Source organism: Kitasatospora xanthocidica (assembly GCF_014656195.1).
GTDB classification, from domain to species: domain Bacteria; phylum Actinomycetota; class Actinomycetes; order Streptomycetales; family Streptomycetaceae; genus Kitasatospora; species Kitasatospora xanthocidica.
On record NZ_BNBY01000012.1, the window covers coordinates 88,537 to 102,908 of the forward strand.

Here is a 14,372-nt window from a genome sequence, read left to right on the forward strand (position 1 = left end):
GCCGGGCGGCCGGGTGCTCAGGGGGTGGGCGTCGCGGCCGGGTGGGTGGCGGGTCCGCCGGTGGCGGTGGGGGTGGGCTGCTCGGTGGGCTTGGGCGGCTTGGTCGGGGTGGGCCGGGCGGTGGGGCTGGGCTGTTCGTGGGTGGCCGTGGGCTGGGGGGCCGGCGGGCTGGGCGCGGTCGGGCCGGGTGCGGGGTCGCCGGTGGTGGCGGGGGGTGTGCTGGGGGCGTGGGTGGGGACCGTGATGAGTCCGGGGATGGTGGCGCCTGGCGCGGTGGGGACGGTGGCCGGGGTGCTGCCGGGGCTCGGGGGCGTGCTGCCGGTGTCGGTGGGCGAGGTGTCGCTGTCGTGGGAGTCGCGGCCGGTCTGCAGGTCGAACTGCTGGGTGGGGGTGCCGTCGAGGGCGGCGGCGGTGTAGGCGGTCCAGATCTTGGTGGGGATGGCGCCGCCGTTGATCCGGGCGAGTCCGGCGGTGCCGGCCAGCGGTTCCTTGGCGTGGGTCTTCGGGTTCTCCCGGAACAGGCCGACGGTGGTGGTGAGTTCGGGGGTGTAGCCGGCGAACCAGGCGGAGAGGTTGGAGTCGGTGGTGCCGGTCTTGCCGGCGGCGGGGCGGCCGAGGTCGAGGGCGGCGGCGCCGGTGCCGCGGGGGCTGACGACGTCGCGCAGGACGTCGGTGACGGAGTCGGCGACGCCGCGGCTGAGGGCGTCGGTGGGGTCGTGCCGGGGCATCTTGGGGACGTCGATGGCGCCGCCGGGGTTGACGCGTTCGAGCTTGAGGACGGACCACGGGGTGTGGGCCTGGCCGTGGTTGGCGAGGGTGGCGTAGGCGCCGGCCAGGTCGAGGGCACTGGGGGTGGCGGTGCCGAGGGTCATCGAGGTGTTGGCCGGGTCCATGCCGCGGACGCTGTCGGGGATGCCGAGTTTCACGGCGGTGTCCCGGACGCGGGCGAGTCCGGCGTCGACGCCCTCCTGCGCGTACACGGAGTTGACGGACTTCACCATGGCGTAGCGCAGGGTGATGTTGCCGTAGTCGACGTCGTCCTCGTTGGGCGGCGCGTACGGGGTGGGGCCGCCGGTGACGGGGCGTTCGCTGGTGCCGTCGTAGCGGGTCTCGGTGGTGATCGGGTGGCCGTCGAGGGTGTGCTGGGCGGTGAGGCCGGCGGCGAGGTCGATTGGCTTGAAGGTGGAGCCGATCTGGTTGTCCTGGCGGAGCGCGTCGTTGTAGGGCTGCTTGGCGTAGTCGGGGCCGCCGTAGACGGCGACGACGCGGCCGGTGGCGGGTTCGACGGAGGCGCCGGCGACCCGGACGTCGGTGTCGGTGGTGGGGCGGGACTTGGGGTCGAGCTCGTCGGTGAGTTCGTCCTGGACGGCCTTGACGAAGGCGTCCTGCCGAGGCTTGTCGAAGGTGGTGGTGATGCGCCAGCCGCCGGCCTTGAGGGTGGCGGCGTCGATGGTGCCGGAGGAGATCAGGTAGTCGTCGGCGACGCCGACCAGGTAGCCGGCCTGGCCGGCCAGGCCGGTGGCGGGCTGGGGGTCGACGGGTTCGGGGAAGGTGGCGGCGGCGCGGTCGGCGGTGGTGAGGAAGCCGAGCTGGACCATGCCGTCGAGGGCGTAGTTCCAGCGGGCGACGGCCTTCTCGCGGTTGGCGGGGGTGGCGGTCTTGACGTCGTAGAGGCTGGGGGCCTGGAGCAGTGAGGCGAGGTAGGCGCCCTGGCCGAGGGTGAGCTGGGAGACGTCGACGCCGTAGTAGGCGTGGGCGGCGCTCTGGATGCCGTAGGCGCCGCGGCCGAAGTAGCTGCTGTTGAGGTACCCGGCCAGGATGTCCTTCTTGTCGCGCTGCTGGTCGACCTTGAGGGCGATGAGGAGTTCGCGGCCCTTGCGCTCGATGGTCTGGTCCTGGGTCAGGTAGTAGTTCTTGACGTACTGCTGGGTGATGGTGGAGCCGCCCTGCATGCCCTTGCCGAGCAGGGTGTTCCAGCCGGCCCGGACCATGCCGGTGAGGTCGACGCCGCGGTTCTGGTAGAAGGTGCGGTCCTCGGCGGAGACGACGGCCTGCTGGGTCTGCAGGGGGATCTGGTCGATGGTGACGTCGGTGCGGTTGACGGCGCCGGTGCGGGCGATCTCGGTGGTGCCGTCGGCGTAGAGGTAGATGTTGTTCTGGGCGACGGCGTGGGCGTTGGGGTCGGGCACCGGGACGATGACGTAGAGCACGGCGAAGCCGCCCACGGCGAGCAGGAAGAGCGCGGTGAGGGTGCCGAGGGTGACCCGCCAGGTGGGCAGGAGCCGGCGCCAGAGCGGGAGGGCGCGGCGGGCATCGCGGCGGGCGGCCCGTTTGGCCTGGCGTCGGGTGCTCAAGGTCATGCCGCGATTATGTGCTATTTGACGTCCGATCAAGGGCGTGTGGGGGGCTGACGTGCGCCGTTGTGCGCATCGAGCGCCGTCTCGGGGTGCGGTGTCGGGGCGCGGTGTCGGGATGCGGTGTCGGGGTGCGGTGTCGGGGTGTGCAGGAAAAGCGGGTGCGGGCCGTGGGGGCCGGAGGTACGGTGAAAGATGCGAACTTCATAGCGCGCCCACTTCGTCAGCTCCGCCCGTCCGGCCCGGCACCCCCGGGTACGGCCGGTCGGAGCCACTGGGGCGTGCGCGGACGCGTGCGGGCACACCTCTGCCCGCATTTGTCGACAAGGAGACAATATGCTGAACGCTGCCCCCGCCGAGACGAGGCCTCCCGATCCCCGGGCGGACCTGACCGCCTCCCTCGGGCTGTACGCGAGCGTCGCCCGCGGCGCCTTCCGCCGCTACTCCACCTACCGGGCCGCCACCCTGGCCGGCACCGTCACCAACACCGTCTTCGGCTGCATCCTCGCCTACACCTTCGTCGCGCTCTGGCGGGCCCGCCCCGACCTCGGCGGCTACGACCTGGACCAGGCCGTCACCTTCATCTGGGTCTGCCAGGCCCTGATGCCCACCACCGCGATCTTCGGCGGCGGGTTCGAGAACGACGTCCAGACGCGGTTCCGCAGCGGCGACATCGCCGTGGACCTCTACCGGCCCGTCGACTTCCAGGGCTGGTGGCTGGCCAGTGACCTCGGCCGGGCCGGCTACCACCTGCTGGTCCGCGGCGGCGCGCCGCTGCTGGCCGGTTCGCTGCTCTTCCACTTCCGACTGCCCGAACGGCCGCTGACCTGGCTGGTCTTCCTGCTCTCCGTGCTGCTCGCCGAGGTCGTCAGCTTCGGACTGCGGTTCCTGGTCGCGCTCACCGGCTTCTGGCTGCACGACTCCGACGGGGTGCGCTCGGTGACCCTGGTGGTGGCGATGTTCCTCTCCGGGATGCTGCTGCCGCTCACGCTCTTCCCCGGTTGGCTCGGCGAACTCGCCCGGGTGCTGCCCTGGGCGGCGCTGGCCCAGGTGCCCGCCGACCTGTTCCTGGAGCACGCGACCGGCCCGGCGGTGCTCGGCCCGCTCGGCCTCCAGCTCGGCTGGGCCGCGGCGCTGATCGGCGCCGGGCGCGGCGTGCAGGCGCTCGCGACCCGCAAGGTGGTGGTCCAGGGTGGCTGACCCCGGCCTCGTGCCCGCCCCCTCGGGTCCCGGCTCCGCCCGTACCGGCTTCGCCCGTACCGGCCCCGGGTGGGCCGGCGTCCGTTCCGGAGTGGCCCGCGCCCGCTGGGCCGCGCGCTCCTGGTGGCTGTGCGCCGCCATGTGGACCCGCTCGACCATGTCCTACCGGGCCTCGTTCGCGATGATGCTCGCGGCGAACCTGGTGATCGCCTTCCTCGACTTCGCCGTGATCATCCTGATGTTCCGGCACACCGACACGCTCGGCGGCTGGAACCTGCCCGAACTCGGCTTCCTCTACGGCACCTCCGGGTTCGCGCTCGGCATGGCCAACCTGCTGATCGGCAGCGTCGACGCGCTCGGCGAGCGGATCCGGACCGGGACCCTGGACGTGATGCTGATCCGGCCCGCCCCGGCCCTGGCCCAGCTCTGCGCCGAACGCTTCTCGCTGCGCCGGATCGGCCGCCCGGTCCAGGCGGCGGCGGTGCTGGCCTGGTCGCTCGCGGCGCTGGACGTGCGCTGGACCTGGGACCGGGTCCTGCTGGTGCCCGTCCTGCTGCTCTGCGGCACGGCCATCTTCGGCGCGATCTGGGTGGGCTTCGCCTGCCTGCAGTTCTGGTGGGGCGAGGCCGAGGAGCTCCAGAACTCCTTCACCTACGGCGGCGGCCTGATGCTGCAGTACCCGCCGACGGTCTTCGCCAAGGACCTCGTGCTCGGCGTGGTCTTCGGCGTCCCGCTGGCCTTCGTCAACTGGCTGCCCGCCCTGCGCGTCCTCGGCCGGCCTGACCCGCTCGGCCTGCCCACCGCCTTCCAGTACGCCTCGCCGGTCGCCGCCGCCCTCTGCGTCGCAGTCGCCGGGTTCGCCTGGCGGGCCGGGCTGCGCGCCTACCGCGGCACCGGCAGCTGAGCGGGCCGCTGAACCGGCAGTCGAGGCGACTGTCGAACCCCTCTCGCCCTCAAGTCAAGGAGCTTCCATGGCACTGATCGAACTCCGGGACGTCCGGCGCACCTTCACCGTACGGGCCCGCGCCGGCCGGTTCAGCCGTACCAAGCGCGAGGTGCGCGCGGTGGACGGGCTCAGCTTCGACGTCGAGGCCGGTGAGTGCGTCGGCTACATCGGGCCCAACGGCGCCGGCAAGTCCACCACCATCAAGATGCTCACCGGCATCCTCGTCCCCAGCTCCGGACGGCTGCGCGTCGCCGGGGTCGACCCGGCCCGCGAACGCGTCGCGCTGGCCCGCCGGATCGGCGTCGTCTTCGGCCAGCGCACCACCCTCTGGTGGGACCTCCCGCTGCGCGACTCCTTCGAACTCGCCCGCCGGATCTACCGGATCCCCGACCACCGGTACCGCGAGAACCTCGACCGCTGCGTCGAACTGCTCGACCTGGGCGAGCTGCTGGACACCCCGGTCCGCCAGCTCTCGCTCGGCCAGCGGATGCGCGGCGACCTCGCGGCCGCGCTGCTGCACGACCCCCGGGTGCTCTACCTGGACGAGCCGACCATCGGCCTGGACGTGGTCAGCAAGGGCAAGGTCCGCGAGTTCCTGCGCGAGGTCAACCGCGACCGGGGCACCACCGTGCTGCTCACCACGCACGACCTGACCGACATCGAGCAGCTCTGCGACCGGGTCATGGTGATCGACCACGGCCGGGTGGTGTACGACGGCGGGCTGGACGGCTTGCACGCCACCGGGCGCAGCGAGCGGACCCTGGTGGTGGACCTCGCCGAGGCCCGGCCCCCGATCGAGGTGGCCGGGGCCCGGGTGGTCAAGGTCGAGGGGCCGCGCCAGTGGCTCGCCTTCCCGTCGCGGCAGAGCGCCGCGCCGATCGTGTCGGCGGTCGCGGAGCGGTACCCGCTGGTGGACCTGTCGGTGCGCGAGCCGGCCATCGAGGACGTGATCGCCCGGATGTACGCGGAGGTCGCGATCGGCTGAGGCCTCTCCGTACGGCTGAGGCGTCCCCGTACGGTTCCCGGCCGTCGTGCGTGCGTGCACGCGTACGGCGGCCGGGAGCGTGTTCTGTTCCCCGTCGCCGGTGCGGGTGAGGGTCGTGACCCCGGCCTTTCGCGCCGAGTTGACCGGTCGTCACGCACCCAGACCAGGACCGGAGGCCCGCCGCCCGTGACCGTACCCGATGTGACCGTGGTGGTCGCGGTCTACAACACCATGCCGTACCTCACCGCCTGCCTGGACTCGCTGGTCGGGCAGTCCCTGGCGCCGGGGCGGCTGGAGGTGGTGGCCGTGGACGACGGCTCCACGGACGGCGGCGGGGAGCTGCTGGACGAGTACGCGGCCCGCCACCCCGGGCTGTTCCGGGTGGTGCACCAGTCCAACTCGGGCGGCCCGGCGGGCCCGACCAACCGCGGTCTGGAGCTGGCCCGCGGCCGCTACGCGCTGTTCCTCGGCGCGGACGACTGGCTCGGCCCGGAGGCGCTGGAGCGGCTGGTCACGGCCGCCGACGCCTGGGGCTCGGACGTGGTGGTGCCCAAGCAGGTCGGGGTGAACGGACGGCTGGTGCCGCAGGGGATCTTCCACGCGAACGCCGAGTCCGTGGGCTTCGCCGACTCCGCGCTGGCCTGGGCGCTGGCCGATACCAAGCTGTTCCGGCTCGACCTCGTCCGGCGCCACGGCTTGCGCCGCGACGAGACCTTGAAGGTCTTCTCGGACCAGCCGTTCACCCTGGAGGCCTGCCTGCGGGCGGGGAAGGTGTCCGTGCTCGCCGACTACGACTGCTACTTCCTGGTGCTGCGCGAGGACCGGGGCAACGTCACCGAGCGGGCCGGGGTGCTGGACCGGCTGCGCGGGATCGCCGCGCTCCAGCAGGTCGCCGCAGAACTCGCGGCGCCCGGCGAGGAGTTGGACGCCCTGCGAGCCCGCTCCTTCGCCTGGGACGTGCCGCGCCTGCTGCAGGACGGCTTCCTGCTGCTGGACGACGCGACACAGCGGCGGGTCTGCGCCGAGACCGCCCGGCTGGTCGAGCGGTTCGGCGCCCGCGAGGTGTACCACCGGCTGCCGGTGTCCGCCCGGGTACGGCTCGAACTCGCCGCCGCCGTACGGCCGGAGGCGCTGCGCGACCAGATCCGCTACGAGGCCGCGCACGGCGAGCCGCCGGAGGTGGTGGACGGGCGGCGGCACTACGCGGGCTTCCCGGCGTTCCGGGACCGGGGGCTCGGGCTGCCCGACGGGCTGTTCCTGCTGCGCGAGGAGCCGGTGGCCGGGGCCGTCCCGCCGCTCGACCCGGTACCGCCGCTCAACCTCGCCCAGCACCTGTGGCGCGGCGCCGTCCCCGCGCAGGTGCGGCGCGGGCTGCGCCGCCACCCGGCCTGGCGCCGGCTGGCCAACTCGGTGAACGGAGGGCGGGGATGAGCCTCGACGTGTGCGTGGTCGGGCTGGGCAAGCTGGGCCTGCCGCTGGCGGTGCAGTTCGCGCTGAAGGGCCACCGGGTGACCGGCGCGGACATCGCCCCCCGGGTGGTGGCGAGCGTCAACCGGGGCGTACCGCCGTTCCCCCGGGAGGAGGGTTTGGACGAGGCGCTCAAGCGGGTGGTCGCCGAGGGCCGGCTGCGGGCCACCACCGACACCACGGCCGCCGTCGCCGCCTGCGAGGCCGTCGTGCTGGTCGTCCCGCTGGTCACCGCCGCCGACGGCACCCCGGACTTCGCCCTGCTCGACGCCGCCACCGACGCCGTCGCGGCCGGACTGCGCCGGGGCACCCTGGTCAGCTACGAGACCACCCTGCCGGTCGGCACCACCCGGGACCGCTGGGCACCCCGGCTGGCGGCCGGCTCGGGCCTCGCCGCCGGGGCGGACTTCGCGCTGGTGTTCAGCCCCGAACGGGTGCGCACCGGACGGGTCTTCGCCGACCTGCGGCGCTACCCCAAGCTGGTCGGCGGGGTCGACGCGGCCTCCAGCCGGCGCGGCGCCGAGTTCTACCGGGCGGTGCTGGACTTCGACCCGCGCCCCGACCTGGCCCGGCCCAACGGGGTGTGGGAGCTGGCCTCGGTGGAGGCGGCGGAGTTCAGCAAGCTCGCCGAGACCACCTACCGGGACGTCAACATCGCGCTGGCCAACCAGTTCGCCCGGTACGCGGACCGGGTCGGGGTGGACTTCGCGGAGATCGCCGACGCCTGCAACTCGCAGCCGTACAGCCACCTGCACCGGCCGGGCATCGCGGTCGGCGGGCACTGCATCCCGGTCTACCCGCGGCTGTACCTGTGGAACGACCCGGCGGCGACGGTCGTCCGGGCCGCGCGGGAGGCCAACCTGGCGGTGCCCGGCTACGCGGTGGGCGTGCTGGCCGGCGCGGTGCCGGGCGGGATCGCCGGGCAGGGCGTGCTGGTGCTCGGCGCGGCCTACCGGGGCGGGGTCAAGGAGGCGGCGTACTCCGGGGTGTTCCCGCTGGTGGCGGAGCTGGCCGCGGCGGGGGCGCGGCCGTACGTCGCCGACCCGCTGTACGGGGGCCGCGAGCTGACGGCGCTCGGACTGCCGCCGTGGGCCGGGGAGCCGGTGGTGGCGGCCGTGCTGCAGGCGGACCACCCGGAGTACCGGGAGCTGACGCCGGCGGACCTGCCGGGGGTGCGGGTGCTGCTGGACGGGCGCCGGTGCACGGATCCGGCGCGGTGGGCGGTCGAGGGGGTGCGGCGGATCGTGCTGGGCGGGGCGTGACGCCGCCGGGGGTGTGGTGCCCTCGGGCGGGGCGTGAGAGAGGGCGTGCGGTGGCCTGCCCGGGGAGCGGATCGCGGACCGAGGGCGTGTGATCGCGGGGCACGCCCCCGGATGCGCCGGGCACCGGGCAGACTGGCGGGGTGAGTGACGAAGCCTTCAACGGGACCGGCCCCGGGGTCCGGTTCACCGCGGCCGACGAGCGGAAGAGCCGTGGCGTCCGCCGGATGAAGTCCATCGCGACCGGCCTGCTGGCCTTCGCGACCCTGGTCTTCGCCCTGTCCACCTGGGCGAAGGCGGCCGGTGCCGGCGCCTGGGCCGGGTACGTGGCGGCCGCGGCCGAGGCGGGCATGGTCGGCGCGCTGGCCGACTGGTTCGCGGTGACCGCGCTGTTCCGCCGCCCCTTCGGCCTGCCGATCCCGCACACCGCGATCATCCCGACCAAGAAGGACGCCTTCGGCCGCTCGCTCGGCGACTTCGTCGGCGAGAACTTCCTGGCCGGCCACGTGGTGCGCGAACGCCTCGCGGGGCTCGGCATCGGCCGCCGGCTGGGGGAGTGGCTGGCCGCGCCGGGCAGCGCCGAACGGGTCACCAAGGAGGCCTCGGCGGCGCTGCGCGGCCTGCTCGCCGTGCTTCGCGACGACGACGTGCGGGCGGTCGTCGCCGAGGCGGTGACCCGGCGGGCGGCCGCCACCTCGGTGGCCGAGCCGATGGGCCGGATGCTCGGCAAGGTGGTCGCCGACGGCGGGCACCACGGCGTGGTGGACCTGGTCGCCGTCCGGGCGCACGACTGGCTGACCGAGAACCACGAGGACGTGGTGCGCAAGGTCACCCAGAAGACCCCGGGCTGGACGCCCAAGTTCCTCGACCACCAGGTCGGCGAGCGGGTCTACAAGGAGCTGCTGCGCTTCGTCACCGACATCCGGGACGATCCCGACCACCCGGCCCGCGGCGCTATCGACAACTTCCTGGTCGACTTCGCGGCCGAGCTGCAGACCGACCCGGAGACCATCGCCCGGGTCGAGCGGGCCAAGGGCGAACTGCTGGCCCGCCCCGAGGTGCAGGACCTGATCAACTCCACCTGGGCGGCCGTGCGCACCCTGGTGATGGGCGCGGCCGAGGACGAGGACAGCGAGCTGCGCCGGCGCATCCGCGAGGGCGTGCGCCGCTTCGGCGAGCGCCTGGCCACCGACGCCAAGCTGCAGGCCAAGGTGGACGGCTGGCTGCAGGACGCCGCGCAGTACCTGGTCGACACCTACCGGACCGAGATCACCTCGCTGATCTCCGACACGGTGGCCGGCTGGGACGCCGACGAGGCCTCCCGCAAGATCGAGGCCAACGTCGGCCGCGACCTGCAGTTCATCCGGATCAACGGCACCGTGGTCGGCGCCCTGGCCGGACTCCTGATCCACACCGCGGCGGTCGCGCTCGGCGGATGAGCCGGGCCCGGGCCTATGCTTGCCAGCACTGTCGGAACGCGCGTAGAAGCGCGGAGAAGGAAGAAGGGCACCGCCGTGGTCCAGCCGGACGGAAGTCGGATCGGAAACCCCACCGGAAGCGCCGGTGACACCGGTGCCAGCGGCAGCGACGCCGGGATCGAGGCGTTCATCGCCGCGATGCCGAAGGCGGAGCTGCACGTCCACCACGTCGGCTCGGCCTCGCCGCGCGTCGTCGCCGAACTGGCCGCCCGGCACGCCGGGAACTCCAAGGTGCCGACCGACCCGGCGGCGCTCGCCGAGTACTTCACCTTCACCGACTTCGCGCACTTCATCGAGGTCTACCTGAGCGTCGTGGACCTGGTCCGGGACGCCGAGGACGTCCGGGCGCTCACCTACGGCGTGGCCGAGGACATGGCGCGTCAGAACATCCGGTACGCCGAGCTGACCATCACCCCGTACTCCTCGGTCAAGCGGGGCATCCCCGAGGTCGCCTTCATGGAGGCCATCGAGGACGCCCGGCTGCGCGCCGAGAAGGAGCTCGGCGTCGTGCTGCGCTGGTGCTTCGACATCCCGGGCGAGGCCGGTCTGGAGTCGGCCGAGGTGACCGCCCGGCTGGCCACCGAGCTGGGCCCCGAGGGCCTGGTCAGCTTCGGCCTGGGCGGCCCGGAGATCGGCGTGCCGCGCCCGCAGTTCAAGCCGTACTTCGACCGGGCGCGGGCGGCCGGCCTGCGCAGCGTCCCGCACGCGGGCGAGACCACCGGGCCGGAGACGGTCTGGGACGCGATCCGGGAGCTCGGCGCCGAGCGCATCGGGCACGGCACCCAGGCGGTCAAGGACCCGGCGCTGCTCGACCACCTCGGTGAGCACCGGATCCCGCTGGAGGTCTGCCCGACCTCCAACATCGCCACCCGGGCCGTCGAGCGGATCGAGGACCACCCGATCAAGCGGATGGTGGACGCGGGCCTGCTGGTGACGGTCAACAGCGACGACCCGCCGATGTTCGGCACCGACCTCAACACCGAGTACGCGGTGGCGGCGCGGCTGCTGGAGCTGGACGAGGCCGGGGTGGCGGCGCTGGCCCGCAACGCGGTCGAGGCCTCCTTCCTGGACCCGGCGGGCAAGAAGCGGCTGGTCGCCGAGATCGACGCCCACCTGGCGGGCTGGCGGCGCTGACCCCTCGTTCCCTCCCCCGGGCCGGCGCCCCGCGCCCCCGGTGCACCGCCCCGTCGACCTCGGTCGGCGGGGCGGTTCGCGTTCGATGGCACCTCCGTTCGGGTGATGGTGCCACTCTGGCGCCAGAAAGGCCTCGACATGGCACCATCGCTGTGCCATGCTGAAGCCATGGACCTCACGCCGTACGTCGAAAACCTCCGGAACGAGCTCGCGGTGGCGGCCGCCGCGGGCGGCGACGAAGCCCGCGCACTGGCCGACCGGCTGACGCTCCCGCTGGAGTCGGCCGTGCGGCTCACCCTGCTCAACGCGCTCTCGGCCGCCATGGGCGAGGTCACCCGCGACCTCGCCCCCGGGTCGGTCGACGTGCGACTGCGCGGGCTCGATCCGGAGTTCGTGGTGACGGCGCCGCCCGGCACCGACGCCTTCCACGGCGACGCGCCGATCGTGGTGCCGCCGATGATGCCGCCGGTGGTTCCGATGGCGCCATCCGCGCCGCTCGTGGTGCCGCCGGTGGTGCCGCCGGTGTCGGAGTCCGACGAGAGCGGCACCGCCCGGATCAACCTGCGCCTGCCCGCGAACCTCAAGGCCAGGGCGGAGGAGGCCGCCGGACAGGAGGGCCTCTCCCTCAACGCCTGGCTGGTCCGGGCTGTCGCGGGTGCGCTGGAGGGTGGCCAGCCGTCCGCCCGGCCGGCCGCCGGGCTCGGCACCCGCACCACGCGCACCGTCGGCGGCCAGGGGTTCACCGGCTGGGTCCACTGACACCGACGAGCCCGTAGCTTCCGCACCCTTCCACAGCCCTTCGCACCCCTCCGCAGCCTTCGCACCCCTCGCACCCCTTCGACGTCACCCCCGCTCCGACCAGCGGGAACACCCACACGAGCCAAGAGGACGGGACACCCATGCCTACGTACGAGACCGACGGACCGATCTCCGCCACCTTCGAGTTCGAGATCGGCTCGTTGTGGATCACCGCCGGCAAGCGCGCCGACGCGGTGGTCGAGGTCCGGCCCGCCAACGCCGCCCGGGAGGCGGACGTCAAGGCCGCCGAGTTGACCCAGGTCGACTTCTCCGGCGGTCGGCTCACCCTCAAGGGCCCCAAGCAGCGCACCGTGTTCTCCAGCAAGAAGGGCTCGATCGAGGTCCTGGTCGAGCTGCCGGCCGGCTCCGACGTGCACGCCGACTCCCCGATGGCGGACTTCGTCACCGAGGGCCCGCTCGGCGACTGCCGGCTGAAGACCTCCATGGGCCGGATCCAGGTCGACCGGGCCGACAGCGCCCGGCTCAAGACCGACATGGGGGACATCCGGCTCGGCGCCGTCACCGGGGGCGCCGAGGCGTCCGGCTCCGGCCGGATCGAGATCGGCACCGTCGGCGGCGCGCTGACGGTCAAGAACAGCAACGGGGACACCGAGATCGACGAGGTGCACGGCGAGCTCACCGCCAACGCCTCCAACGGCCGGATCCACGTCGGCCTCGCCGGGGCGGGCGTGGACGCCAAGTCGGCGAACGGCCACCTCCGGGTCGGCCGGGTCGTCCGGGGCAAGGTCAGCCTGCACACCAGCGTCGGGGACGTGGAGATCGGCGTCGCCGAGGGCACGGCGGCCTGGCTCGACGTGCACAGCAAGTTCGGCGGCGTCCGCAACTCCCTCGGCGAGACGGAGGGCCCGGGCGACGCCCGGGAGACCGTCGAGGTCCGCGCCAGCACCCAGGTCGGCAACATCATCGTCCGGAGGGCCTGATGACCGCGATCTCGACCACCGGGCTCACCAAGTCCTACGGGGACAAGGCGGTGCTCAGGGGCATCGACCTGCAGATCCCGGCCGGCAGCGTGTTCGCCCTGCTCGGGCCGAACGGCGCGGGCAAGACCACCACCGTGCAGATCCTCTCCACCCTGATCCCGGCGGACGGCGGCACGGCCCGGGTGGCCGGGCACGACGTGGACCGCGAGCCCGACGGGGTGCGCAAGGCGATCGGGGTGACCGGCCAGTTCTCGGCCGTGGACAACCTGCTCACCGCCGAAGAGAACCTGATGCTGATGGCCGACCTCAACCACCTCCGCCGTCGGGAGGGGCGGAGGCGGGCCGAGGAGCTGCTGCGCCGCTTCGACCTCACCGAGGCCGCGCGCAAGCCCGTCAGCACCTTCTCCGGCGGCATGCGGCGCAAGCTCGACCTGGCGATGACGCTGGTCGGAGACCCGAAGGTGATCTTCCTCGACGAGCCGACCACCGGTCTGGACCCGCGCAGCCGGCGCACCATGTGGGAGATCATCCGGGGCCTGGTCGCCGACCACGGGGTGACGATCTTCCTCACCACCCAGTACCTGGACGAGGCCGACGAACTCGCCGACCGGATAGCCGTCCTGGACGGCGGCCGGATCGTCGCCGAAGGCACCGCCGAGGAGCTGAAGCGGATCGTCCCCGGCGGCCGGATCCGGCTCCAGTTCGCCGACGCCGCCCAACTGGGCGCCGCCGCCGGGCTGTTCGACTACGCCGCCGCCGACACGGAAGCACTGCGGCTGGACATCCCCGGGGACAACTCCGTCCTCACGGTGAAGGCCGTGCTGGACGCGCTCGACAACGCCTCCGTACGGGCCGAGTCGCTGGTCGTGGAGACGGCCGATCTGGACGACGTGTTCCTCACGCTGACAGGGGAGGGTGCGCGATGAGCGCGACAACGAGCTACGTGGTCAGCGACTCGCTGACCATGCTGCGGCGCAACCTCAAGCGCGCGCAGCGGTACCCGGCGATGACCTTCTCGGTCGTGGTGATGCCGGTGATGATGCTGGCGCTGTTCAACTACGCCTTCGGCGGCGCGCTGGGCGCGGGGATCGGCGGCGGCAGCTACATCGACTACGTCACGCCGGGCATCGTCCTGATGACGGCGACCTCGGGCGCGGTGGCCACGGCGGTCGGGGTCTGCGTCGACATGACCGAGGGCATCGTCAACCGCTTCCGGACGATGTCGATATCGCGGTCAGCGTTCCTCGCCGGGCACGTGGTCGGCAGTGTGATCCAGACGGTGATCGCGCTGGTGATGGTGACGGGTGCGGCCTTCGCGATGGGCTTCCGGTCCAACGCCGGGCCGGTGGAGTGGCTGGCGGCGGCCGGGCTGCTGATGTTCGTCACGCTCGCGCTGACCTGGATATCGGCGGGCATCGGGCTGGTGTCCAAGACCCCGGAGAGCGCCAGCAACACGCCGCTGCCGCTGACCTTCCTGCCCTTCCTCGGCAGCGCCATCGTCCCGCCGGACTCCATGCCGACGGTCCTGCGCTGGTTCGCCGAGTACCAGCCCTTCACACCCATCATCGAGACCCTGCGCGGCCTGTTGATGGGCACCGAGATCGGCACCAGCGCCTGGAGCGCCCTCGCCTGGTGCACCGGGCTGACGCTGCTCGGCTACTTCTGGTCGCGGAGCGTCTTCCACCGGCGGTGACGGGGGTACGGCCGGTGGACGGCGGCCCGGGCGACGGAACCACCGTCGCCCGGGCCAATGGGCCTGTCTTCGACGTCGGACCCCTGGGCGTGCCCGTAGTAAAGTCCGGGCAAAAGT

Annotated in this window: 12 protein-coding genes; 11 read left to right on the forward strand and 1 reads right to left on the reverse strand. The window is 73.2% G+C overall.

Annotation, left to right across the window (positions count from 1 at the left end; all coding sequences use genetic code 11):
- Positions 1 to 17: 17 nt before the first annotated feature.
- The gene (locus tag IE332_RS22085) at positions 18 to 2,360 is read right to left on the reverse strand and encodes a transglycosylase domain-containing protein (RefSeq protein ID WP_189919192.1); all 2,343 of its coding nucleotides are present in this window, start codon (positions 2,358 to 2,360) and stop codon (positions 18 to 20) included.
- 330 nt (positions 2,361 to 2,690) lie between these two features.
- On the opposite strand from IE332_RS22085, the gene IE332_RS22090 reads away from it, so the two are divergent.
- From IE332_RS22090 to IE332_RS22140, 11 genes are all read left to right on the forward strand, one after another.
- Positions 2,691 to 3,554: an ABC transporter permease gene (locus tag IE332_RS22090; protein WP_189919199.1), complete on the forward strand. Its 864-nt coding sequence runs from the start codon at positions 2,691 to 2,693 to the stop codon at positions 3,552 to 3,554.
- Positions 3,547 to 4,458, forward strand: a complete 912-nt coding sequence (locus tag IE332_RS22095) for an ABC transporter permease (protein ID WP_308437592.1) — start codon at positions 3,547 to 3,549, stop codon at positions 4,456 to 4,458. The genes IE332_RS22090 and IE332_RS22095 overlap by 8 nt, the downstream gene beginning before the upstream one ends.
- A gap of 67 nt (positions 4,459 to 4,525) precedes the next feature.
- Positions 4,526 to 5,485, forward strand: coding sequence for an ABC transporter ATP-binding protein (locus tag IE332_RS22100; RefSeq protein ID WP_189919206.1), 960 nt, complete (start codon positions 4,526 to 4,528; stop codon positions 5,483 to 5,485).
- Between the two features lie 186 nt (positions 5,486 to 5,671).
- Positions 5,672 to 6,916 (forward strand): glycosyltransferase family 2 protein, encoded by a 1,245-nt coding sequence (locus IE332_RS22105; protein ID WP_189919208.1) that lies wholly within the window; start codon positions 5,672 to 5,674, stop codon positions 6,914 to 6,916.
- Positions 6,913 to 8,214, forward strand: coding sequence for a nucleotide sugar dehydrogenase (locus IE332_RS22110; RefSeq protein WP_189919217.1), 1,302 nt, complete (start codon positions 6,913 to 6,915; stop codon positions 8,212 to 8,214). The genes IE332_RS22105 and IE332_RS22110 overlap by 4 nt, the downstream gene beginning before the upstream one ends.
- 140 nt (positions 8,215 to 8,354) lie before the next feature.
- Positions 8,355 to 9,650 carry a DUF445 domain-containing protein gene (locus IE332_RS22115; RefSeq protein ID WP_229928797.1) on the forward strand — a complete coding sequence of 432 codons (1,296 nt, stop codon included), beginning with the start codon at positions 8,355 to 8,357 and terminating at the stop codon, positions 9,648 to 9,650.
- 15 nt (positions 9,651 to 9,665) lie between these two features.
- Positions 9,666 to 10,823: an adenosine deaminase gene (locus IE332_RS22120; RefSeq protein ID WP_189919219.1), complete on the forward strand. Its 1,158-nt coding sequence runs from the start codon at positions 9,666 to 9,668 to the stop codon at positions 10,821 to 10,823.
- Between the two features lie 168 nt (positions 10,824 to 10,991).
- Positions 10,992 to 11,582 (forward strand): toxin-antitoxin system HicB family antitoxin, encoded by a 591-nt coding sequence (locus IE332_RS22125; RefSeq protein ID WP_189919220.1) that lies wholly within the window; start codon positions 10,992 to 10,994, stop codon positions 11,580 to 11,582.
- 140 nt (positions 11,583 to 11,722) lie between these two features.
- Positions 11,723 to 12,562 carry a DUF4097 family beta strand repeat-containing protein gene (locus IE332_RS22130; protein ID WP_189919222.1) on the forward strand — a complete coding sequence of 280 codons (840 nt, stop codon included), beginning with the start codon at positions 11,723 to 11,725 and terminating at the stop codon, positions 12,560 to 12,562.
- Positions 12,562 to 13,488, forward strand: coding sequence for an ATP-binding cassette domain-containing protein (locus tag IE332_RS22135; protein ID WP_189919229.1), 927 nt, complete (start codon positions 12,562 to 12,564; stop codon positions 13,486 to 13,488). Before IE332_RS22130 ends, IE332_RS22135 begins: the two co-directional genes overlap by 1 nt.
- Positions 13,485 to 14,255, forward strand: coding sequence for an ABC transporter permease (locus tag IE332_RS22140; protein WP_189919231.1), 771 nt, complete (start codon positions 13,485 to 13,487; stop codon positions 14,253 to 14,255). The genes IE332_RS22135 and IE332_RS22140 overlap by 4 nt, the downstream gene beginning before the upstream one ends.
- Positions 14,256 to 14,372: the final 117 nt, after the last annotated feature.